Raw genomic sequence first — 23256 nt, 5'->3', positions numbered from 1 at the left:
GAGTCAACTGCGCCGCCAACGGCTTGCAACGCGTAATCAGCTAATTTGGCTGAAAGGGCTGTGGCCTTGGCGCGCTTTGGGTCTGGAACGGTTAATTCAGGTGTATTAGTTGGGGCGTTAGTCCCGGGTTGAGTGAAGGAGTCAACTGCGCCGCCAACGGCTTGCAACGCGTAGCCAGCTAATTTGGCTGAAAGGGCTGCGGCCTTGTCTGATTTTAGGGCCAACATCTCTGGAAGTTCCGTTTCGGGAACACTGTCTGACGAGTAATCGGTAATGTCACTGCTCAAATACCAGTTTTTGCTGAGTTCGTCCTTACCACGGCCTAAACGGTATTCATAAGCACCCGCTGTAATACGACCAACCTGACTGAACTCCCCATCTGATATCCCTCTCACCTCGATCAATTGGATACCTGAATCTGTTTTATTCCCTTCACCGTTTACATTAATGACTTTGACGTGGGTATGACCCCCCGTATTCCCTTTAATCAGCACATGGTCAGTGACGGAATCGTCCCCCGCTAACTGGCTATGAAAAATCAAGGTGCCGTTATTACTGAAATAATTCCCATCAATGATTAATTGATTACCTATTTTTCCATTATTATTTAAATCATGTTTCCCTGATTCCAATATATCTAAATGATGGATGTTAGAATCGCCTAGCATATTCCATATGCTATGTTCACCAATAACGACACTACTGCCCTGTACGGTGGTGTTGAGTATACTTTTTTCTAAAATGAGACGTGTATCTGGCTGGCCATTAATTGGGCTGCCAAAGAAATTAGTGTTGGACAGTTTTAGTTTACCTGCATTGATAGTTGTCTCGCCGGAATAGACATAATTGGCGACCCAAGAGTCACCCGAGCCAGATAAGGTTAATGTGGTTAATGGGTTTTCTTTAGTTAATGAACCCTGGCCGTCTATAATGGCTTGAATAACAATATCATTATCACTGTTGAAAATAAGTTGACCATGGTTATCAATTAAATGACCAGTAGTTTCTACGGTTGCGGTAGAGACAAATTCAGTTTTACCTTCCAGTGTGACATCGCTATCTAAGGTTAATGTTCCCGCGATTTGAGTGTTTTTCAGTGTCGGACCCTGCGACTCACTGTAAACAATCAGTTCTCCTCCTTTGGTTACATGAGTCTCTTCTGCACGGCTATCGCCCGAAACACGGAGAATACCATTAGCGCTTACAGTGGTATTTTTGGTGCTCGCATTTTGGTATAACCGCATAATGCTTTTTTTTTCGATATCTGAGCTGATCGTTGTCTCGGTAGCGCTTGCATCGTCATTTAGCTCTAGTCTTCCTCCAGAAAGAATCGTATTTATATTGGCTTTACTGCGATCAGATAGCGTAAAAAAACCATCCACAACTGAGGTTATATTGGCTGTGCTTTCATCTTTTAATGTAAAAATACTGCCAGTATTAACGGCCGTGTGCTCTGCGCTGGCACTGTCAGTGAGTGTTAAACTGTTACCCTCATTTATTATGGCATTTACCACATTCTGCTTTTTATTGAGGGTTGATTTCCCCACAACGATACCTTCATGGGCTGGTGCTGCTATAACTGACGAACTGCTGAATATAAAGAGAGTAGCAGCGATAAATGTAGCGATAGGGCTTTTGTTTTTACTTAAAAAATCGGTCTCTTTGTGGTTTTTAAGGTTTTTTGATATGTTTTTTTGTGATTTATTTGAGTTTTTCATGATTGAAAGTTTACTAATCCGTGTATGTGTCCAAATTAACAAATAACGTATTGTTATGGTTTTTGGATTTGAGTTTATTAATTGATGGCTGTGATGTTTTATTACGGCAGTTTTTGCCGAAACAGATTGTATTATAAGTTTCATTAAATCTTATAATTTTTTATTTTTATTGATGTGAACTATTTTTTAATATAAATAATTAGTATGTTTATTTTTATCCTATTTTTTATTTGTATTTTATTATGGAAACTTCCCCAATAATGTGAGTTACAGGGGGGAGCCAACACACATACTACTTGCAGTATGATGGGGATGTACCCGTCGTCCTTCAAGATACAGGGGGGCTAGCTGCCCTTGCTCACCCCAGTTACTCGGTTGCCGCCTACCTGCTCCTCGAAGTAACTTGGGTATAGTAGGATATTCTGAGACTAAAAGAGTAAAATCAGCACGTGCGGTGTGGGGTGGCGCTTGCCACACGCGCGTTTAAAACGCATTAAAGCAAAAAAACATTTTACTGATCGCCCATTTTAGGGGATAAACAGCCCAAATTTATTATTCAGGAGCGGTGATGAGCCAACTCGATCTGGGAACGCAAAGCCTTGAGCTTGAGCGTTTTCCGCCACAAGAAAATTCCAATACCCTTCAGGCGTGGGAAGCGGCAGATGAATATCTGTTACAACACATTGATTTAAGCCAAATTGATGGTCGCCCGGTGCTGGTGTTTAACGATCAGTTTGGTACGCTGGCCTGTGCTTTACACGCTTTTCGCCCGTTCAGTTCCAGCGACTCTTATATGAGTCAGTTGGCGACGGCGCATAATTTGCGTTTAAACCATTTAGATGAAGATGCAGTAACATTACTGAGCAGCGTCGATGACTTACCCGATGCGCCTAAGCTGGTGGTCATTAAGATCCCGAAAGCCTTAGCACTGCTAGAACATCAATTACGTGCTTTGCGTCGCGTCGTGGCACCAGATACGGTGATCATTGCCGGTGCAAAATCCCGCGATGTGCACAACTCCACGTTGCAATTGTTTGAAAAGATCTTGGGGCCAACCAAAACGACGCTGGCCTGGAAAAAAGCGCGGCTGATTCACTGTGAGGTTGCTGATATTCCATTGGCTGACGCGTCGGAAACCATCGATTGGCCACTGCCTAACACTGACTATATTATCCATAACCACGCTAACGTTTTCTCTCGTAATAATCTGGATATTGGCGCGCGTTTCTTTATGGAAATCTTGCCTTATGATGTCACTGGTAAAATTGCGGATTTAGGCTGTGGGAATGGTGTCGTCGGGTTAATCGCACTGGAGCAAAACCCGCTAGCTGAAATGCTGTTTGTTGATGAATCCTATATGGCGGTGGCATCCAGTGAATTGAACATCACCGTTAACCGCCCACAAGACTTGTCGCGCTGTGAATTTATGGTGAGCCATGGCTTGGCAGGAGTGGCGCGTGAAAGTCTGCAATTGGTGTTATGCAACCCACCGTTCCACCAACAACATGCGGTCAGTGACCATGTCGCCTGGCAGATGTTCTGTGATGCCAAGCGTTGTCTGAAAGCGGGTGGCGAGTTGATGATCGTGGGTAACCGCCATCTGGATTACTTCCATAAGCTCAAACGGTTGTTTGGCAACTGCGAAACACTGGATTCAAATCAGAAATTTATGGTGCTGAAATCAGTTAAGCAGGTCTCCTCTCGCTCTGAAGGCGGTGGTTCCGGTAGCCTCGATATGTCATATAGCGATTTCTAACCGGTGTTTCACAGGGTGGGGTTTTCGCCGCACCCTGTGGTTATTCTCGGTCTTATTGCTATTCTCGGTCTTATTGCTATTCTCGGCCTTGTTGCTACTATCTACCTTGTTGTTACTATCTACCTTGTTGCTACTATCTACCTTGTTGCTACTATCTACCTTGTTACGGCTCTCTACCTTGCTTGTCGTTCCATTCCATTTTTCTCTTGGCTAAATGGCTAGCGCCAGCCGGGTGCCCTGATCAATGGCGCGGCGGGCATCCAGCTCAACAGCCTTATCCGCGCCACCAATCAAATAGACTGTTTTACCCATATCCAGTAAGGGCTGATGAAGTTCCCGTCGTGGCTCCTGCCCGGCACAAATAATAATGGTATCGACAGGCAGACAACTGGCCTGCTCCGCACGAGTGATATGTAACCCTTCATCATCAATAGCCTCGTAATTGACACTGTTAAGCATCTTTACGCCGCGCATTGCCAAGCTGGTGCGGTGGATCCAACCAGTGGTTTTACCCAGACCTTCGCCGACTTTGCTGGCTTTACGTTGTAATAGGAAAATCTGCCGTGGAGATGGGGGGACTTTAGCCCCTACTGGTGATAGCCCCCCCCGATGGGCTAAATCTTGATCAATACCCCATTCGGTACTGAAGGCTGCGCTATCGAGACTGGGACTATCACCGGACTGGCTGAGATATTCCGCAGTATCAAAACCAATTCCACCAGCGCCAATAATTGCCACGCGCTGACCAACCGGTTTTTTATCGCGTAAGACATCCAGATAGGTGAGTACTTTTGGGTGTTCAATCCCTTTGATACAGGGTAAGCGTGGTTGAATACCACAGGCGAGGATCACTTCATCAAACTCAGCCAACTGCTTTACCTGCACCGGGGTATTCAATTGTAGGATTACGCCATTCAGCACTAATTGACGACGGAAATAGCGTAGGGTTTCGTAAAACTCCTCTTTGCCGGGGATCTGTTTGGCAATATTAAATTGGCCGCCGATATCTGCGGCAGCATCAAATAATGTCACCTGATGACCGCGACGGGCAGCGGTTACCGCAAAAGCCAGCCCCGCAGGCCCGGCACCAACCACCGCTAACCGCTTTGGTGCGTCTGTGGGTAACTCGGGCATTTCGGTTTCACGGCAAGCGCGGGGATTGACCAAGCATGAGGTGAGTTTGCCGTCAAAAATCTGGTCCAAACAGGCCTGATTACAACCAATACAGGTGTTAATCTCATCCGCTCGGCCCTGTGCGGCTTTTTGTACAAAAGCCGCATCAGCCAGGAATGGCCGGGCCATTGACACCATATCTGCACAGCCATCGGCCAGCACTTGCTCTGCGACGGTGGGGTCATTAATCCGGTTAGTGGTGATCAGTGGGATATTCACTTTCCCCATCAACTTGCGGGTCACCCAACTGAATCCGGCCCGTGGCACCATCGTGGCAATGGTGGGTATACGTGCCTCATGCCAGCCGATACCGGTATTGATCACTGTTGCCCCTGCTTGTTCAACCGCCTGCGCCAGTTGCTCGATTTCTGCCCAGTTGGAGCCTTCCTCCACCAGATCGAGCATTGATAAACGGTAAATTAGAATAAAGTCGTGTCCCGTGGCCTGACGGACGGCGCGCACGATTTCCACTGCAAAACGCATTCGGTGCGCAAAATCACCGCCCCATTCATCACTGCGCTGATTAGTTCGGGCGGTGAGAAACTGGTTAATCAGATAACCTTCGGAACCCATGATTTCGACACCGTCGTAACCGGCTTGCCTGGCTAACTGCGCACAGTGGGCGAAATCAGCAATAGTTTGTAGGATCTCTTCATGGCTCAACGCCTGTGGCACAAAAGGGCTGATAGGGGCTTGTAACGCAGAAGGGGCCACCGGGTGTTTCTGGTAGCTGTAACGGCCCGCATGGAGAATTTGTAGCGCGATTTTCCCCCCAGCTTGATGAACCGCCTCTGTCACGACTTGGTGATGGGGGATTTGCGCGGCGTCATTCAGTACTGATGCGCCCTGATACACCACACCTTTCATATTGGGGGCAATACCGCCAGTCACAATCAGGCCGACACCGCCTGCTGCGCGTTCGGCATAAAATGCCGCCAGACGTTGCGGGCCATCGGGTAACTCCTCCAAGCCAGTATGCATAGAACCCATTAAGATACGATTTTTCAGTGTGGTAAAGCCAAGGTCAAGCGGGGTGAACAGGTGAGGGTAAGCTACCATTGCAGTCTCCATCAGGCATACAACCAACCGTTATTGTTATATCTCCGCCGCCCTAACTGGATTCAGCAAGTGGTCGGATGAGATTTTTTATTCAAATTTAGACGGTGGTGTGCCAGTTGGGAAATCGTAGTGTGCTGATTGTGATAGCCGTCATGAATATGACATTGATTGAGCGTGGCGGTATCGCAAGTACGATACCGCCGGGAAAGTGATTAGCTACGTTTAAATAGACTAGCGACCATAAAGCAACTGAACGAACTGAACAGCATTTCAATCCCCACGAGTGTGGTAACCATGGTGATTGACATCAATGGCCCGGCGCTGATCAAAAGGTAGGTGATCACCAGATCCAGCACCCCAAGTAAAACTTGTAGCCATGCTCCCGGTCTTTTCAGATCCTTAAAGCCGTTGATCAACCGGAGCACCCCACCAAAAGCAAAGAGTACCGCAAGTACCACGGCCAGACTGATCATTCCTATCGCAGGATTGGTAATGAATACATAACCCATCACGATATATGCCACACCTAGCAAAATACCGGCCACCATTGGCCAAAAATTATCTGAGCGGTTGGTAATCATGCCGACTATCATCGCAATACCACTGAGTAGCAGCAGAATTCCAATGACCATACTGAGCGCTGCACCTGAAGCTAACGGGTTAATAAGACAGAAAATTCCGCCAAGCAGCAGTAAAACAGCAACAACCCGCATAAAGATCCGTTGCTTTTTTAACGCGCTTTCATCGAGGTTCGTTAGGTATTTTTGATCGATATTAAGCATTATTGATACTCCTGAATTATCTGAACTATATTACCGATAACTATAGTAAGTATAATCCGACAGCTGGATATATAAATTACATTTATATTACCTGACTGATTACCCAGTGGAATATTTACGGTACGTTGGATGTAAAAATAACCTTACTATGACATGAGTAACCGCACTTAATATTATGGGGGCCGACTTTATTAGACCAGATCAGAACAATGCTAGACCAGATCAGAACAATACTAGGCCAGATCAGAACAATGACGGGGTTTTCTGGGGGGGCTGGTTAATTTTTACTCCCCTGCTGCTCACCGTTTAAGATCGTGTCATCGGGTTTTGTCAGCAGTCTATAACCATGGGTTGGATGTTTTTTATACACAGAATAAACGCATGAAGGCTTTTTCTAATGCGGGACTGGCAGCTCCCAGAGTTTCGAACTCTCGGCTACGACGATCTGCTAATAGTTCAGGGTGAGGCAGATCGACAAAGTGGTTTTCTTGCGCCAGAAGCTCACAGAATGCCGCCCAAAGTGCACTGTTCGCGGTAAACGGGCCAGAAACGACCACCCGAGAAGGGAAGAAAATTCGGCATAGATTAGCCAGTGAGACCGTCAGATGTTTTAACGCTGTTTGTATTTCGGGTATGGCTAATAGATCAATCTGTTGTAATCGGCTAGCGACCCTATCTTCATCATCACCCACGCTGAAATTGTCCCCCAATAACAGAGGCCCTAATGCCCAGAGTGCCGATATGGTTTCCAGACATCCCTGCCGGCCACAGTAGCAAGAAGCGTGATGATCGGGTAAATGCCAGTGGCCTATTTCACCGAAACTGCTACCACCGGAAGCCAAGCGCCCGGCTGAGATAAATGCTGTACCAACTCCATAACCCCAGTGCAGCAGTAGGGTGCTGTCTTGGCTATGTGCAAAACGGGCATACAGTTCTGCATCCATCGTGCGAGAGATAAATACCGGACAATCCAGTTGAGGGAATAAATTGGCTAACTTCATGTTTTTCATGCGGGGCCAACGCGCGGCAAAGACCCATTTTACCTCATGGATATCCACCAGACCGGGTAACGAGAAGCAGACGCCAACAATTTCTGTCGTTTGGGGGGTACGCTGAATGACCCGTTCCACCAGTTGATTGAGTAGTTCGGCTAACTTTTGATTATCACAATCACCGGGAGCCTGGATCTGTTCATGGCACAATACTTGTCCGGCCAGATTGATATTTATCACATGCAGAGATTGACTGGAAACCTGGCACACCAATGCCGCCAGACGGTGGGGGTTGGCAACCAGTGTCAGCAATGGCCGCCCTCGACCACTGTGCGAGGCACTGGTTTCGGTGAGCAGGCGTAGCTCCAGTAGCTCACCGACCAGCACGGAAACACTGGTAGAACGGATTGACAGTAACTGAGCCAGATCTCGGCGGGAAGAAGCCTGACCATTTAGGACCGCTGTAAAAATACGCATTTTGTCGTTACTCTCCATCCAACTGGATGAGAATAAAGAAGAAAAAGGAATATCGATAAACATATAAGCGGCTACACCCTAGCGTTACAGTCAACCCATGTTGAGCCAGATTGCTGATGATTGATCTAAAGTGGCGATTATACTGTAACTTTATCAGGCCATTGCACTTTTCAGGCAAGACTGCGCTAATCAACGAAAAAAGCTATAGTGCCCCCCTATATCAGCCAGAACTGGCATAAGGGGGATAGGTTAACGATGTATCGTCAGTTTTTTGGCTTTCTGGACAGCAAATAGCGTGATCATGCAGCAAACCATCAAGTAAAACACCACATAAGTCGGCTCTCCTCCACCCAGTGTTACCAGCGCCGCGGCAATAAATGGTGTCGGCCCAGCCACAAGCATGCTGTTCAATTCCCGTGATAGCGCCATACCTGAGAAGCGGTACTCCGTGGGGAATAAGTTCGCCATAAAGGCCCCTTGAGCACCCGATGTCGCCCCGTGTCCTATGGCATAGGCAATACTCATGCCTAATGTCGCGATAAAGAGATTACGGGTATCTAGCATCCAGAACAGTGGGAAGGCAAAGAGGAATAGGAAGATAGCGCCAAATGAGAACACACGTACCGGACCAAGGCGATCTGCTAGCTTGCCCATGAGGGGGGTGGCGATAGTATTGGCTGTCACGGCGAACATCAGGGCGATCAATCCATCACTTTTTTCCATTCCTAGCGTATTCGCCATATAACTTAGGCTGAATACACTGAGCACATAACCATTAGCCTGATGCCCGGTTACGCTGAGAAAGGCATATATCAATTCTTTCGGACTATTCTTTATTAAAGCGCTCAGAGGAACTTTATCTTTCTTATTTTTATGCTCAGCCTTAGCCATTGCATCAACATATTCAGGTGTTTCATCCAGATTTTTACGGATATAAATAGCAACAACAAACAGCAGGGATGAAAATAGGAAGGGAATACGCCAGCCCCAGCCAATAAAAGCCTCATCTGGTAATTGGCTCACCAGTAAAAAAGCCCCGGTTGCCAGCAAAATAGCTACGCCTGTTGAGGCACTGATCAACGACGTATAAAAAGCGCGCTCTTTCGGTGGAACATATTCGGCAACAAACGTTTGTGCGCCAGCTAATTCAGCTCCGGCCCCAAAACCTTGTAATAAACGTAATACCACTAATATTATTGATGCCCAAACGCCTATATCAAAATAAGTCGGTAATAAGCCGAGAGCCAGAGTTGCTGCCCCCATCAGCGTTATTGAGAGAATAAGAGCAGGCTTACGGCCATATTTATCCCCGATATGGGAGATAATTACGCCTCCGAGTGGCCGGGCCATAAATCCAACCGCAAAGGTGGCAAAAGCCGCTAATATGGCTGCCGAAGGTGATAATGAGGGGAAAAATAATCTATTAATCACTAAGCTGGCCGCCGCGCCATATAACGAATAGTCATACCATTCGATGATGGTGCCGGCGATACTGGCTGTCATGACTTTACGCACCGATTTTTTACTAACGGTCGTGCGTGAGTCCACCCCCTTCGGGCTAGACACTGCTAAACTATCCAGGTTGCTCATAATTTCTACACCTTTATTGATAAGTACAGGGCGTCTCTCCCGATGTTGCTGGGGTATAGGTTCTTTGTTGTGTGCCAACAGAAACTTCGCTGACAGCCAGATTGTCGTTCCAGACAACCTTGCTCTCTGCCAAGTTAATACCGTGGTAGACCAATACTGAGGCCAGTAAACGACGTGGATTGTCAGAGGACATCGTAATCGCTTGTTCAAAACTCACATCTGCCCAAGCCACGACATTACGCACAGCGGCGTCCATCGTCAGACTGGAGCCTGCCAGATAATGAGAACCGGGTACGCGTACGGTGCCATCTTCTGTTCGTTCTACTTGCATACCGGCAAATGCATAGAATCCAGCGTATTTTTGAGCCGCAGCAGACACCGCATCAGTCACCAGAATCGAGCGTTCGATCCCTTTTGCCCGTAACAAGACTTTCAGGACATGGGGAGAAATATGCACACCATCGGCGATAAAACCCGCCATTAGCGCATCATTGGACAGTTGAGCAAATATGGGGTTATCCAGTTTGTGTAACTGATGTGGCAGGCCATTGCCTAAGTGGGTCGACATGCAGGCCCCAAACTGAGCGACCCGTTGTACGTCCGCCAGTTGTGCGGCAGAGTGACCAATCGACAGTAACTTCCCTTTCTGGCTGAGTTGATGCGTAAAGCTCCCGTCCAGATCCAGTTCAGGCGCATAGGTGATCAACAGTATCGGGCGGGATAATCCTGCTTCCAGCTCAAGGATCAAACCGGCATCCGGTGAACGCATCACTTGTGAAGGATGGCAGCCGCAATAACCTTCCGCCGGGTTGAGAAACGGCCCTTCAAGATGGTAACCGGGGATCATTAACCGCCCTAAAAAGCTATTGTTCACCGCGTTATCCAAAATGGCAAAACGTTTAGCTAATGTATCGATATCCGCAGAAATCAACGTGGGTAAACAGGTCGTTACCCCTGTAGCCAGCATTGCCTCCAACGCTCTGTCTAACGATGCCGCGTTCAGATTATCGCTATCATTAAAGTCGATACCGGCAAAACCATTAATCTGCAGATCACAGAGTCCATGAGTCATGTACATAGTGACTTTCCTTAGTGAGGCTGTAGCTTGGCGGCAGATTGCTGATCGAGAAAAATAGTACAATCAGGGTGTTGTTGTAGAATTGACGCTGGGATCATATTGCTTACCGGTTGTTCCAGAACGGCTTGTACCGCGTCAGCTTTACGGGTATCTGGCACAGATAGGATGATTTTTTTCGATTTGATGATTTGTCGGATACTCATCGAAATCGCTTGTTGTGGTACTTCATCTATTGAATCAAACCATCCTTCGCCCAGTTGTTGCTGACGACAGCCTTGATCCAGTTTGACCAATAGATAAGGTTGCTCTGTCTCAACGTCAGCGGGAGGATCGTTAAAGGCCAGATGTGCGTTCTCACCTATTCCTGCAAAACAGAGATCAACCGGATGCTGGCGAATACATTGGCTCAGCCGGGATAATTCTGCCTGTAAATCACCGGCAGAGCCGTTGACGGCGATAAATTCCAGTAATGGTACAGATAGGCGGTCGATCAACCGCTGCTGTAAGTAACCGCGGAAACTGGCACGATGTTTGGGATCCAAACCGACATATTCATCTAGATGAAACACTCGCACGCGTGACCAATCGATATCACGGATACCCACGAGATGATCCAACATTTCAAACTGGCTGGCACCTGTTGCCACAATAATGGTGACCTCAGGTTGTTGTGATAGTGCCGTTCGCAAAATTGTTGCACCCATTTCTGCGGCTGCAACGCCAAGTGACTGTTTGTCAGCAAGTATTTCCACTTTAATCATGATGACGTCCTTCTTCTGAGTAATAGGGTAGTGAATGCTTATCCAGCACCGCCCGGCAATAAATTGGCAATGATTTCTCGCTGGCAGTGGTTACAGCGGATGTAGGTTGATTTGCCACCTGCACCGTAAAAAGACAGCGTTATTTTTGCACTTAACTGATATATAAAACAAATTACAAACTAACTGGTTTTTAAATTTATATTTATAATTAATTAATATTAAATGTTTTTTTTAAACTACATAATGAATATAGATCAATCAATGACATTTAAGAACGTATGTGTTTTTAATTAAAGGAATTTGATCACCATCAAGAAAATTGTGCAATAAAACCGCATTATCAAATGATAAATGCAACATTGAGTGGTAAATAACCTTACTGGAGGGAAGATTTTTTAGAACGCTTTCTACTTATGGGGGGGTGTTGCCATGGCTTTTAGCGCAAAATTATGTGATAAATTCCCATCGAACGGCATAGGATCTGCGGCTAATGTGAATAGGCCTTCGCTTCACGGTAATCGCGTGGCGAATGTCAGCCTTACTGTGTTATTCAATGGCTTGTATTTCACTCAAGCCATTGAATAAAATGGTGTTTGTTTTTTATTAGAAACGAGATGAACGATCAATTAGCGACAAGTTGAACCACCACCAACCGCCCGCCTTCCTCTGTGGAGAGGACTAACTGCGCACCATCAGTGAGCGCCAATTTCTCCCCAATGCCGATCGTTTTTTTATCGGGTAGTGACATCAGCCCAGTAATCCCTTCATTGACTAGCCACCATTGATCGTTATGGAAAACAAAATAGCCCACCCGTTTTTTTTGCGCTTCGGATGTGCGCTCGTTCGGCGCAATGAGTCTGTTAACGTGCCACGCATAAAGTGACTGACCATTCCAGACCATCAGGCGATGATCATCGGGCCGGTAACTGCCCGCTTTTCGTGATGAGTACAAATTCAGAATAGGCAGTTTTCCCTTGAAAGCGGTTCCACAATACGGGCAAACCGGCTTAGTTTTCCCTGCGAAGACATACCACTTTTGTTCACAAGTGGTGTTTTGACACGGCTGGATGAGGTCAACCGTTTTAACCAAGGCGGTTTCCCATTCGTCGGCGGTCGGGCGTTTGGATGGTTCATGCAGACCATCGATGAATGCTTTCTCAAACAACTGTGTCAGATAGGGACCCATAATGGTGTAGGGGACTTTCTGCGGATCCGCCCAAGGAAGAGAGGACGGCCTTACTTGGTTGAGTTTAACGGCATTACTGCGATCGGTTGGATGCTCGATAAAAAGCGCTCTTTCCCCCATAGCCAGTGACTCATCACGGACTTCATCATCCATGTCATGTATTTTTCCGCCGCGAAGCGGGTGACGGTAAAATAGGTACATGTAGATAAGCACCGAGAGCGCATGTCGGTCAGTCGTTATGTTCGGTAAAATTCGTTGGGGATCTTCTTTCGGCAGATGGCTGGTTTTCACCACCTCTGGCGCAATAAAATCAGGCGTTCCTACCACGTCTGGAGGGAATTTACCCGGTACCACCAACCCGTCAACATCAATGATACAGGCATGCCCCTGCTCTGGATCGATGAGAACGTTTTTGTAACTCAGATCGCTATGACATAGACCCGCCGCGTGCATCCGCCTGACGGCTCTCGCCAGCAGTAGGCACACCTTGAGGTAGTTCAGAATATTGCCGCGCTCACGTGGATCCAGAAATTTATTCTGATTATTGGCGCTGGCGAACCATTTGCCTTCTTTCTCTCGCCCTTTTATGCCAAGAAAATCATTATTTTTAGAACCGTACTTAAAGAAAAAATGATTTTGGTAGGTGGGAACCACAATCCCAATTTTTCCATTGTGCTCAACGACACGGGTGGGCCAGCAAAATAAATCTTTCCAGTACTCCCCACCTGACTGCTCGAAAATATTCTGCCGGTAGCGACCGGTGATCATATCGATGCGCTCTTTCGCCTGATCATTCTGTGGTTTTTTATAAAAGGCCACGACATAAGATTTATCGGGAGAGAAGTACACATCCTTCATTGAGCCTGAGCCGATGATCTCGTCAACGTACTGGATGGTTTCGCCATCTTTTGTCGTACAGGTAACAATATTCGCCATAATTACTCACCAGCAATAAAATTCAGTCCGATCACCACGAAACGACAATTGTCCGATCGTCATGGTTGCCTGGAGAGAAAAAGTTTAGCCATTCCGCTAACTGTTCAGCCGCTTGCGGATTATCGCTCAGACAGGGGGAGATCTCTGCAATCAGCGCATCCCATTTTTGCGGATTTTGCAGACCATTATCCGTTTCAAACCGGGGGTCTGACACGCCATCGGTCATCAGGACCAAATGAGAGATACCCGTCCATTTTCCGATACTGACCCTTTTACTGAATTCCGGATCACCAACGGCATCGACATCAAGAAAACGTGTTTGACCCGCATATTCGCCACTGTCTGGTGTGCCAAGAATGCGTACTTTTCCAACCGGGCCATAGGCCGCAATGGCCCCGTCCCCCATCCAGAAGGCGGCGGCGAAAAGCTCAGTACCGGTACGAAACGAGACCGTTGCCAACAGCGTGGTTGAGTATGACTTTACGGTCTCTTCCGCGATCAAAGATTCATTTTTAATATTGTTGATAGCAATGACTGAGGCGTGGTGAAACTGCCGAATAAAGGTCTCCCCGACAACTCGCTGGTTCTCGGGGGCCCAGTTTATAATCCGCTCTTTTAATTCGCGCCCTTTATCGCCGCTCAGTTGGGCAGACAGATAGTGACCCACCGTTTCCGTGACAATTTGCGAGCCTTTGCGGGAATTTTTGGCACTTCCGGCACCATCAGCCACTAGCATGATGTTCCAGCCGGTATCGCGATTACTGGAGATAAAGAAATCATCATCCCGGAATGACCCCACATGTTCATGTGAGCGCCCTCTGCGGCTAGCCGCCGCAATATTGACACCTGGCGCGCTGATCAGCTTGTGATCCACATTCTCTTTGAAATAGCGATCATCAGCGGGAGGCTCAAGGATTTTCCATAAACTGCGCGGATCCGGGTTCACGATAAAAAGCACCTTGGTTGAAAAGTAGGGGGCTGAATGGCAGGACCACGTCACCGTTACCTCAATATCGCCACTTTCCGTTGGGGTGCCTGAAAGCGAAGAGGTCGCTTGATCGAAGATAAGACCAATGTCCTTTGCAAAAGACACGTCCAGAATTTCAGCTTTGGCCCCGTTATCGAGTGAGATATCGACGTCAGAATGAAAAGGGGTGCCGACACGGGCATTGGCGATATTAATTTTTGCTTTCGGCTGAGTGTATTGAGGGGGGCAGTTGGCTGGATTGGGCATACCCACGGGAATCTGACCCGGTCTGAGCGGTTTGGTGCCCGCAGCCGGTGAGGCTGCATTGGCATGCTGCTCAAACGGGGAAAACAGCATCGCTTGCCATGATTCTTCTTCGACCGGCACCTTATGGTGTATTTCAATGGGAGATAACACGTCAACGGGAGGTAATACGTCAGCGGGAGGATTCGGTTCCAGTGTTTTAGCGGATAATGTTTTAGCGGATAACGTTTCGGCTAACAGAAGCCGCTCGTTCTGCTGGTTAGGCTCTTTTACGATATTTTCCTCGCTCCCAATCGCTTCATGAGTTTTCTCTTGCGACAAAGAGGCTGACTGCTGGCGATCATCGGTTGCCGTTGTTGGTTGCTCGCGCGTTTCTCCTACGAACTGTGAGTTCTTAATCTCAGTGGCAATAATATCCGTTGCAATAATATCCGCGGCGACAGCAATCACCCGCTCAGGCGGGCAGGTTACCGCTTCACTGTCAGCCAGAGCGATACGGTCAGCCAGAGCGATACGGTCAGCCAGATTGATATGGTCAATCGGTACCGAGATAGCCTGCATGGCAAAAGCGTCAGCCTTGGCGCTGACTTTGGTGAGAAGATCATTGAGTAGGGACCGGATCGCGGTATCTTGCTTGAGTGCCGCTAACTCAGTATCTGGGAGAACAACTCCGGCCTCGTCCAGTAGTAAACTCAATACCTTTTGGTGCAAATCGTCTTGGCGTAAATCGTCTTGATGCAGATTATCGTTAATATCCATTAGCCTCTTCCTCGGATAACATCGAAGTCAGATCCGCCCTCATCCACATTAAAGGTCAGCCCTCTATCACACCACGGGCAGATGACATCATCCGCGCCATTGATGCAGAGCAATTTACCGCAGTTACACATGGCAAATGCACTGCCGTTACCGCAATGTGGGCAACCAGGAGTGCCATGCAGTTCGCTAGTATTCACCTGCTGCAATGACGCAGATTCATCACTCCAGGCAAAATAATCCTCATCAATCGGCAGGCACCCCGCAAGGTTAAATCCGTTAATGTTGAGTTTGAAATTGAGTGAGGAAAGGTTAACCGCTGGGCGTTCATATTTAATGATATAGGGCCGACGGGATTTGCTACAGCGGCCAATCAGTGTGACGCAGTTTTCATCATAGGCTCTGGCGACATCATCTTTTGCTAGCTTGACGATGTAGTCGGTTTGATTCAACAGTGGAGGGGATTCCTCGCCCACGCTGCGGCTGTGTGCTGAGACCGACGCGGTGATCCACTTAATAAACTGAGTGAAATCGCCCTCTTGGGTATCATTGAATAGCAGCACGTTCTCTGTCAGTTGCCGGAGGATGTTCAGATCCGCAGAAAGGCCAAGCCCAATGGCTATCAGGTTAACTTTACGGGCGTAATGCGTTTTCCAGCGCGTTATCTCGGCGGCGGTATCATCCGTTGGACGGCCATCGGTCAACAGATAGACCACGGGTTTCCAGTCGCCTTTACGTTCTTCCGTGGTTTTTCTGACCTGAGTATCAATCTGGCGGGTTAACTCCTGCAGAGCCGCCCCCAGGCTGGTTCCTCCCCCAATGGGCAGTCGAGGTGGATAAAATGAGACAACCTCTACCAGAGGAACGATGGTTTTAGCGACCCCGGCAAAGGCAATGACAGAAATCCAGGCGGTCTCAAGCGCGTGAGGATCTTTTTTAAGGTCATTGATGATCATTTGCAGACCATCGTTCATTTTCTTCAGATTTTCCCCGATCATAGATTCTGAACAATCCAGAACAAAGAAAATAGGCAGTCTTCTCATGGTACCTCGTCAGGCTTAGGTTTTTTCAATGTGTGCCAGTTGGCTACCGATGCGACAAAAGACAAAAAAATAAGGCAAAGCGCCGTGAATGAGAGCTTTGCCTTTAACTTACAGTACCAATTGAATTTCTGGGGGCGGTGGCGGTAGGTTATCCTGACCGGTGTTGATACCCGCACTTGAGCTTCCTGCGGCGACGCTTGCTGAAACCCACTTGAAGAAACCAGAAAATGCGGTTGAATCCAGCGTTTCAAGCGCCACGACCTGAGAGGTCAGTTGCTTGAGGTGTTCATGTTTAGCTTTCGGCCCTACCGCACAGGCGATAATTGAACCAAACGCCCGCTTTTTAACCTCCTTGATTGCCTCGCCGTAAGCGTAGACATCTGAAGGGGAACCATCAGTCATGAGAAACACCAGAGGACGCCAGTCGCCTTTCTGATCGCCATCAGATCGTTGAATATCGCGATCAACACAATGGATCAGGCATTCAAGTGCTGCACCGGTGAATGTGCCTCCCGCGCTGGGGACAGTAATATCGGTGAACTGGAAATTCTCCAGTGCCGTCAAGGGGATATACTCCCGAGCTTCGTTATCGTAAGTAATGATAGAGATATGAACGCTTTCAAGCGCGTAAGGGTCTTGACGCAGTGCGCTCATCATCGCCTGAATACCGACATTGACGGCATGGATGGATTCACCGCGCATTGACCCAGAGGTATCAATCAGCAAATAAACGGGTAGCCTTCTCATATCATAGATAGTTCTTAAGATGAGTGACAAAAGTGTCAGAATCAGAAGGCTCACCAATGGCATTCAGTTTCCAGCCTGTACTTTCACGGACCAGTTCAGCAAATAGCATTGAACACTGTTGATTAAAGGCGGGGCCACCGGAGAGGTTGAAGCGAGCCATTTCAATATTCTTGGCATCTACGGCTCTGATGAAGGCATTCTGTACCTTGCCAAAATGCTGTTGCAGTTTGCTGCCATTATAAATCTGTACGATGAATACAATTTTTTCGTATTTAGGATCAAGAGTATTCAGTTTAACGATGATTTGCTCATCATCGCCATCCCCAGCGCCCGTTCTGTTATCGCCGGTCAGCCAGATTTGCCCAGACTTATGGCGAAGGCTATTGAAGAAGATGATATCGCCATTAACCAGACTGGGTTTGCCATTTTCTATATTACCTAAGTCAGTCACTTTCCCTTGGGCGTTACACAAGAATGCGATGACATCAAGGTCATACTCTTCCTCTTTCTTACCAAACAGGCTGCCCAGAATACCCTTTTTCTCTTCGTTGATATCCCAGCCAAGACCGATGGTGACTGAGGAGAGATCATATTCATTTTTACGTAGGCTAACGCCTTGTCCTTTATGCAAACTGACCGACATAGAATTTCCTTATTTATTTTTATAGAGTAGTGTTTTTATAGATCAATGTTTTTATAGGGTAATGCTTTTATAGATCAATGTTTTTATAAGGTAATGTTTTTATAGGGCAAGGTTATAAGACAACATTCACTTCCGGTGGTGGTGGTGGTAAGTCATCAAGGCCGATAACCTCTTTTTTACCTGACTCAACTTTCTGGCTTCCCACGGAGATACTGGCCGATACCCATTTAAAGAAGGCTTTAATTGAACTGGAGTCAGCGGTATCTAACTGAAGAACAATTTCAGTGATTTCCTGTAAGACCTTGGTTTCCACCGCATGTCCTGCCGCACAGGCAACCACAACGCCCGTTCTTGCGGCTTTAAAATCGCTAAGGCCTTTACGCCAATCATCTGTCGGCGAGCCATCCGTCATGATAAAGACCAGTGGCCGCCAGTCACCTTTGGTATCCGCGGTCGTTTTTTGAACTTCATTGCCAATACATTTTGCGGTGAGTGCCAGTGCGTCACCCAGTGCGGTGGTGCCATTTGCCACCAGCTCAGGCAATTTGAAATTCAAAAGGTCAGTTAGTGGAACAGCCTGACGGGCAGAAGAATCAAAAGTAATAACGGACACATAGGCGGTTTCAAGGGCATAAGGATCTTGTCTTAGTGTGGACAACAGCATTTGAACCCCATTCTTGACCGCCTCAATAGGCTCGCCTGTCATGGAACCTGAGGTATCAAGCAACAGGTAAACCGGTAGTCTTCTCATCTGATTCCCCTACTATATGTAATGGTAAAGTTTTTTACATCATAAGCGATAAAGTTTTTACAGCATAGTTGATCTGGTTGTTATCTCAACAGAAGGGGAAATAGGTTAGACATTTGAATGACGAGTTTCAGAACATGGTATAGGGGATTTTTGGGGCCATTTTTGGCTCACGAGACTTAATGAGAAACAACGCATTTTTGAGTTGCTTATTTTTCGCAACAACCGGGTATTTAGTGACGGGAAAGCTGACTTCAGAATAATCCCCTATTTTTACAAGGATTCTAACGGAACCCACCTTTACTTCCAGGAAGTAAAAACAATAATATGTCCTTTCCAATACCCATAGACATTAAAGGTTTATCAGGCAGTAACGCTACCCATTTAGTCGCATTTTCAATTTAAGGAAAAACGGATGTTGAATATGGATAAAGAGGCGACGGGGCTGCGGTTTACGCTGAATGTCGGTGGCCTGCCCCCTGAAACTTTCGCCGTGGCGAGTTTTACCCTACATGAACAATTCTCCACCTTATTTGCGCTTGATCTTGAGGTCGCCAGTGCTAACCCCAATGTGGGGTTCGGTGACGTACTGGACAATATCGCCACACTGACCATTTGGCGCGGTACGGCGGTACAGCGTATCGTCAATGGTATCGTGAGCGAGATGGAACAAGGGGATACCGGTTTTCATCGTACTCGTTATCGCCTCTCGGTACGCCCGGCGCTTTGGCGTGCCGGATTAGTCAGAAATTCACGCATTTTTCAGCAGCAGAATATTCAGGATATTCTGGATACGTTATTGAAAGAACATCAGATCAATGACTATGCCTTTGCGTTTCGTTACACGCACGCCGTTCGTGAGTTTTGTGTTCAATATCAAGAAAGTGATCTGGATTTTATTCAACGTATGGCTGCGGAAGAGGGGTTGTATTACTTCTTTGAGCATCTGGACGGTAAACATACATTGGTATTTGCTGATGATTGCGCGGCCTTGAATGACGGCCCTACGCTGCCTTATTACCCCAACAAGCAAGCCCAATTAGATGAGTGGTGTGTTACCACTTTTCGCCGCCGGGAAAGTTTGCGTCCTTCTGATGTGCTGCTAAAAGATTACACCTTTAAAAATCCTCATTGGGCCGCGGAGTCCAGCGACTATGCACGCGATCTGGAGCACCAATCCGCAAAATACCGTCATTATGATTATCCGGGGCGTTATAAAGATACCCAACCGGGAAAGCATTTTGCGCAGTGGCGGGTTCAGGCGTTACGTAACGATGCGCATCAGGGAGAGGGGGCGACTAACTGCCCGGCCCTTCAGCCGGGGGTGCGTTTTACACTGATAAACCATCCGTTGGCGACGCATAACACGCGCTGGCAAATCACCGGTATCACGCATACCGGGCAACAGCCGCAAGTGCTGGAAGAAGAATCCGGTGAACAGGGGACGACATTGGCTGGTCAGTTTGCCTTTATTCCACGGAACCAGACCTGGCGGCCACTTTCGCTGCCCAAGCCCTGTATCGATGGCCCCCAAATCGCCATTGTCACTGGCCCCCCCGGTGAAGAGATCTATTGTGATGAATATGGCCGGGTCAGGGTGCGTTTTCTGTGGGATTTATCCGGTAAAAAAGATGACAGCAGCTCCTGTTGGGTACGGGTATCGCATCCCTGGGCCGGTAAGGGCTGGGGAATGTCGGCGGTCCCCCGTATCGGCCATGAAGTGATTGTCGAGTTTCTAAACGGAGACCCCGATCAGCCGGTGATTATCGGAAGAACCTACCACGCCAGTAATCTGCCCCCTGGTAACTTACCGGGAACAAAAACCCAGATGTCGATCCGTTCAAAAACCCATAAAGGCGATGGGTTTAATGAACTGCGTTTTGAGGATGAGAAGGATAAAGAGGAAGTTTATATTCATGCGCAGCAGGATATGAACACTGACGTACTGCGGGATCAATCGACAACAATCAAGCGGGACATGAAACTTGAGGTCGATAATAACCGGATTTCACAGATAAAAGTGGATGATGATGCGTCCGTTGGCGGGTATCAGACGCTGGTTGTTGCTAAAGATCAAACGATAACCATTGAGGGGCAGCACACCACCGTCGTGAAGAAAAGCCGTGTTCTTGAGGTGGCGGATAATGATGAGTTGAAGGTCGGTAAACATATTTCAATCCACTCAGACAGTGGCCAGATTGTGATTGGCAATGCTGGGGGGCGGATTGTTATTGATCCCTTGGGCCATATTCGTATTGAAGGGGTTAGCATCACGTTGGCCGAGCACGCCACGGGGGCTATGCCCTCGGTTCCTCAATTTAATTATTCGGCCCGTTATACGTTACTTAACGAGCTCACTGGGGCTCCGCTGATCGATACGCTGTACACCATTAAGGCCACGAGTGGCCAGGTTGTTTCAGGTAAAACTGATGCGCTGGGCAGAACCCTGATGGTGCGTACCGAGCAAGCAGACGATCTACAACTCGGCATGCCGGAAACCGCAGAACCGGTTAAAGAGCAATACTATCAGGCCAGTAACAATGCACAGGTAGAGCGTGTGATGGAATTCAAGGAGTAAGACAATGAGTAATCCTGGCAGCACATGCCCGACAGTCACCTCAATTACCTGCACCATGGAGCGAGGCAAATTCCCCGCTGACGCGGATCCCTGCTATTTGGCACAAAAAGCCGAAATTGCACTGCGCTTACCACGAAAAATTGTCACCAAAGCCGGTTTGCTGCGTTTCTTAAACCAGCTGGTGATGAGCAGCCTGATCCGTATTGAAGAGCGAAAAGCCCAATATTTGTGGCCCTACAAAGCCGAGGTGGTGTTTGCCATTATGGATCCGGTGCCATTGCCGATGCTGGCAACCAGTGATGATTCAAAAAAGAAATATGGCGATAATTTACCCCATTCCAGTAATCCGTTTGCCAGACCTGCACTTGAGGCTTGGATAATGCATAGAGTCAAGCGGATACGTCGGCCGGATATTATTCTGGTGAAAAACCCAGGTCAACGCTGGCCGGGCCTCGGAGCCACCTATTTTGATGGTAAGGCCCACGGTGACAACCTGAAAATGTTGATCGAAATGAAGTTTTTAGATGACGACTTATCAGATGGACAACGTATAGATTATACCTCAATAGCCACAGACGCCCGTTTTGGGGTTATGCGGGTTGACGATAACCGCTCTGAAAAACAGAAACAGTATGATAAACAGTATAATACGGCTGATCGGCCGAGTGCGCTACGGTATATTTTACCGCCACTCATTGGCGGCGACGAGGGCAATTCTCAACCGATCCCTGTCCCGCTTGCGCCACCAGAAGGTACTCCAGGGACTATCCCGCAGCCGTTATCTGAAAATTTGCCGTTATTAAGCGCAGCGCCTTGGGACTATCTGCCCTCGGTGGAAGACTGGCTAAGATGGGGTAACGAGGTTGGCAGTCTGGCTGAGGATGGCTGGGATTGTGTCAGAGAGAGCACGCGGCAGATGTTTCACCAATTCGGGAACTGGGCCAGTGAAAAGGGGGAGTGGTGGTGTAACGAGGTGATCGACCCTATCACCCAGCAGGCCAGTTATATGATCTCGTGGGTCAGCGATAAAACCGGTGAAGTCCTCAGTTGGAGCTTTATACAACTTCAGGAATTATGGGAAACCGTATTCTCAGGCATGGATATTACCCTGGACTATTTAAAACAGATCGACTGGGTGCAGATATTGCACGACATTGGTGATGGCACCGTGCAATTAATCATCAAAACCGCAGAGGTCATAGTAACCATTATCGTAACGGTCATCATTGCTGCTGCACTGGTCATTCTGGTAGCGGCAATCATCGCGGCTATTGCCGCAGGCGGGGCGGCAGTGGCAGGGGTGCTAACTGCACTGGCGGCCGTGGGTGGCGGTACGCTGGCCTTGGCGCAATAATAAATTTGGAGTAATGATGACTCACCATGAATATATGACATTGCTGGAAAAGCGCGTGCCTGAATTTACCTTCACCGACAATAACGATGTGGTGGTGACCCGGTTGGGGCTGTCGATTACGCTATTTTTTAAACAGGGATACACCCTGGAAAAACGAGAAAAAATACTGGCGTGTTTCCGCCGTTTTCGAGAGGAGTTTGGCACTCATTTACGCTTTCATGCCCATGAATTTAACGGGATGAAAAAATACAGCCCGGAAAATATCACCAAGGTAGAAAACAGCATCCTGAATAAAGGTATTTACGATTACGGTGGTTGGTATATTAGTGATGCTAAAAATATGTATGAATCCCCCAACTGCATTATGCGCTATATCGATTCTGGTGATGATGACGATGACAAGAATTCTTATCTTAGTTTGATATTACCCTGGCTCTACCTTAGAGAAGCACAGGGTATAAAGCGCTTTGATGATTGGTTGGCTTACTTATGCCAGCAATTGGAACCAGATAGCGGGGATTGTGGTTATTGCTTAGTATTGCCTAGAGATTATGATGATTATTGTCCTATCGAATATGAGCTAGCCAGACGTTATCCAGCGTTACAAGTAAATGCAAACGCCTTTGCTGCCGCAAGGCATTATAACCA

The 23256-nt window shown here is 47.6% G+C and carries 18 protein-coding genes; 5 read left to right on the top strand and 13 right to left on the bottom strand.

The window, feature by feature from the left end:
- Positions 1–1718 (bottom strand): autotransporter outer membrane beta-barrel domain-containing protein (locus tag AC971_RS20120; protein WP_156170260.1); only part of this gene is annotated, 1718 nt, incomplete at its 3' end.
- Between the two features lie 568 nt (positions 1719–2286).
- Here AC971_RS20120 and rlmG point away from each other — a divergent pair.
- Positions 2287–3474 (top strand): 23S rRNA (guanine(1835)-N(2))-methyltransferase RlmG, encoded by a 1188-nt coding sequence (rlmG, locus tag AC971_RS20195; protein ID WP_025381555.1) that lies wholly within the window; start codon positions 2287–2289, stop codon positions 3472–3474.
- A gap of 210 nt (positions 3475–3684) precedes the next feature.
- Here the strand turns inward: rlmG and AC971_RS20190 are convergent, their stop codons facing one another.
- The 6 genes from AC971_RS20190 to AC971_RS20165 form a co-directional block, all read right to left on the bottom strand.
- Positions 3685–5706 carry an oxidoreductase gene (locus AC971_RS20190; RefSeq protein ID WP_025381553.1) on the bottom strand — a complete coding sequence of 674 codons (2022 nt, stop codon included), beginning with the start codon at positions 5704–5706 and terminating at the stop codon, positions 3685–3687.
- A gap of 212 nt (positions 5707–5918) precedes the next feature.
- The gene (locus AC971_RS20185) at positions 5919–6488 is read right to left on the bottom strand and encodes an HdeD family acid-resistance protein (RefSeq protein ID WP_025381552.1); all 570 of its coding nucleotides are present in this window, start codon (positions 6486–6488) and stop codon (positions 5919–5921) included.
- A gap of 362 nt (positions 6489–6850) precedes the next feature.
- Positions 6851–8020: an ROK family protein gene (locus AC971_RS20180; RefSeq protein WP_080984330.1), complete on the bottom strand. Its 1170-nt coding sequence runs from the start codon at positions 8018–8020 to the stop codon at positions 6851–6853.
- Positions 8021–8206: 186 nt separating this feature from the next.
- A complete protein-coding gene (locus AC971_RS20175; RefSeq protein WP_025381550.1) occupies positions 8207–9547 on the bottom strand; it encodes an MFS transporter in 1341 nt (446 codons plus the stop codon).
- Between the two features lie 13 nt (positions 9548–9560).
- Positions 9561–10625, bottom strand: a complete 1065-nt coding sequence (locus tag AC971_RS20170; RefSeq protein ID WP_038402025.1) for an N-acetylglucosamine-6-phosphate deacetylase — start codon at positions 10623–10625, stop codon at positions 9561–9563.
- Between the two features lie 11 nt (positions 10626–10636).
- Positions 10637–11386 carry a glucosamine-6-phosphate deaminase gene (locus AC971_RS20165; RefSeq protein WP_174407865.1) on the bottom strand — a complete coding sequence of 250 codons (750 nt, stop codon included), beginning with the start codon at positions 11384–11386 and terminating at the stop codon, positions 10637–10639.
- Positions 11387–11815: 429 nt separating this feature from the next.
- Here AC971_RS20165 and AC971_RS22320 point away from each other — a divergent pair, with 429 nt between their 5' ends.
- Positions 11816–11971 carry a hypothetical protein gene (locus AC971_RS22320; RefSeq protein WP_156170257.1) on the top strand — a complete coding sequence of 52 codons (156 nt, stop codon included), beginning with the start codon at positions 11816–11818 and terminating at the stop codon, positions 11969–11971.
- A 37-nt stretch (positions 11972–12008) separates the two neighbouring features.
- Here AC971_RS22320 and AC971_RS20160 read toward each other — a convergent pair whose 3' ends face one another.
- The 6 genes from AC971_RS20160 to AC971_RS20135 all read right to left on the bottom strand — a co-directional run bounded on the left by AC971_RS20160 (position 12009) and on the right by AC971_RS20135 (position 18679).
- Complete coding sequence (locus tag AC971_RS20160) at positions 12009–13508, bottom strand: helix-hairpin-helix domain-containing protein (protein ID WP_025381547.1); 1500 nt, start codon at positions 13506–13508, stop codon at positions 12009–12011.
- 31 nt (positions 13509–13539) lie between these two features.
- The gene (locus AC971_RS25370) at positions 13540–15498 is read right to left on the bottom strand and encodes a PP2C family serine/threonine-protein phosphatase (protein ID WP_025381546.1); all 1959 of its coding nucleotides are present in this window, start codon (positions 15496–15498) and stop codon (positions 13540–13542) included.
- A complete protein-coding gene (locus AC971_RS20150) occupies positions 15498–16538 on the bottom strand; it encodes a TerY-C metal binding domain-containing protein (protein WP_025381545.1) in 1041 nt (346 codons plus the stop codon). The genes AC971_RS25370 and AC971_RS20150 overlap by 1 nt, the downstream gene beginning before the upstream one ends.
- Before the next feature lie 108 nt (positions 16539–16646).
- Entirely contained in the window at positions 16647–17285 is a 639-nt protein-coding gene (locus tag AC971_RS20145; RefSeq protein WP_025381544.1) for a vWA domain-containing protein, read from the bottom strand.
- A gap of 1 nt (position 17286) precedes the next feature.
- On the bottom strand, positions 17287–17928 hold the full coding sequence (locus AC971_RS20140; protein WP_025381543.1) for a TerD family protein: 642 nt from the start codon (positions 17926–17928) through the stop codon (positions 17287–17289).
- Between the two features lie 112 nt (positions 17929–18040).
- Positions 18041–18679: a vWA domain-containing protein gene (locus AC971_RS20135; RefSeq protein WP_025381542.1), complete on the bottom strand. Its 639-nt coding sequence runs from the start codon at positions 18677–18679 to the stop codon at positions 18041–18043.
- 412 nt (positions 18680–19091) lie between these two features.
- On the opposite strand from AC971_RS20135, the gene AC971_RS20130 reads away from it, so the two are divergent.
- The 3 genes from AC971_RS20130 to AC971_RS22315 all read left to right on the top strand — a co-directional run.
- On the top strand, positions 19092–21254 hold the full coding sequence (locus AC971_RS20130; RefSeq protein ID WP_038402024.1) for a type VI secretion system Vgr family protein: 2163 nt from the start codon (positions 19092–19094) through the stop codon (positions 21252–21254).
- Between the two features lie 4 nt (positions 21255–21258).
- A complete protein-coding gene (locus tag AC971_RS20125; protein WP_025381541.1) occupies positions 21259–22608 on the top strand; it encodes a VRR-NUC domain-containing protein in 1350 nt (449 codons plus the stop codon).
- A gap of 16 nt (positions 22609–22624) precedes the next feature.
- Positions 22625–23256 (top strand): type VI immunity family protein (locus AC971_RS22315; RefSeq protein ID WP_156170254.1); only part of this gene is annotated, 632 nt, incomplete at its 3' end.

It is taken from the genome of Yersinia similis (genome assembly GCF_001053095.1).
Taxonomy (GTDB): Bacteria; Pseudomonadota; Gammaproteobacteria; order Enterobacterales; family Enterobacteriaceae; genus Yersinia; species Yersinia similis.
This window is presented reverse-complemented; position numbering and strand designations above follow the sequence as displayed.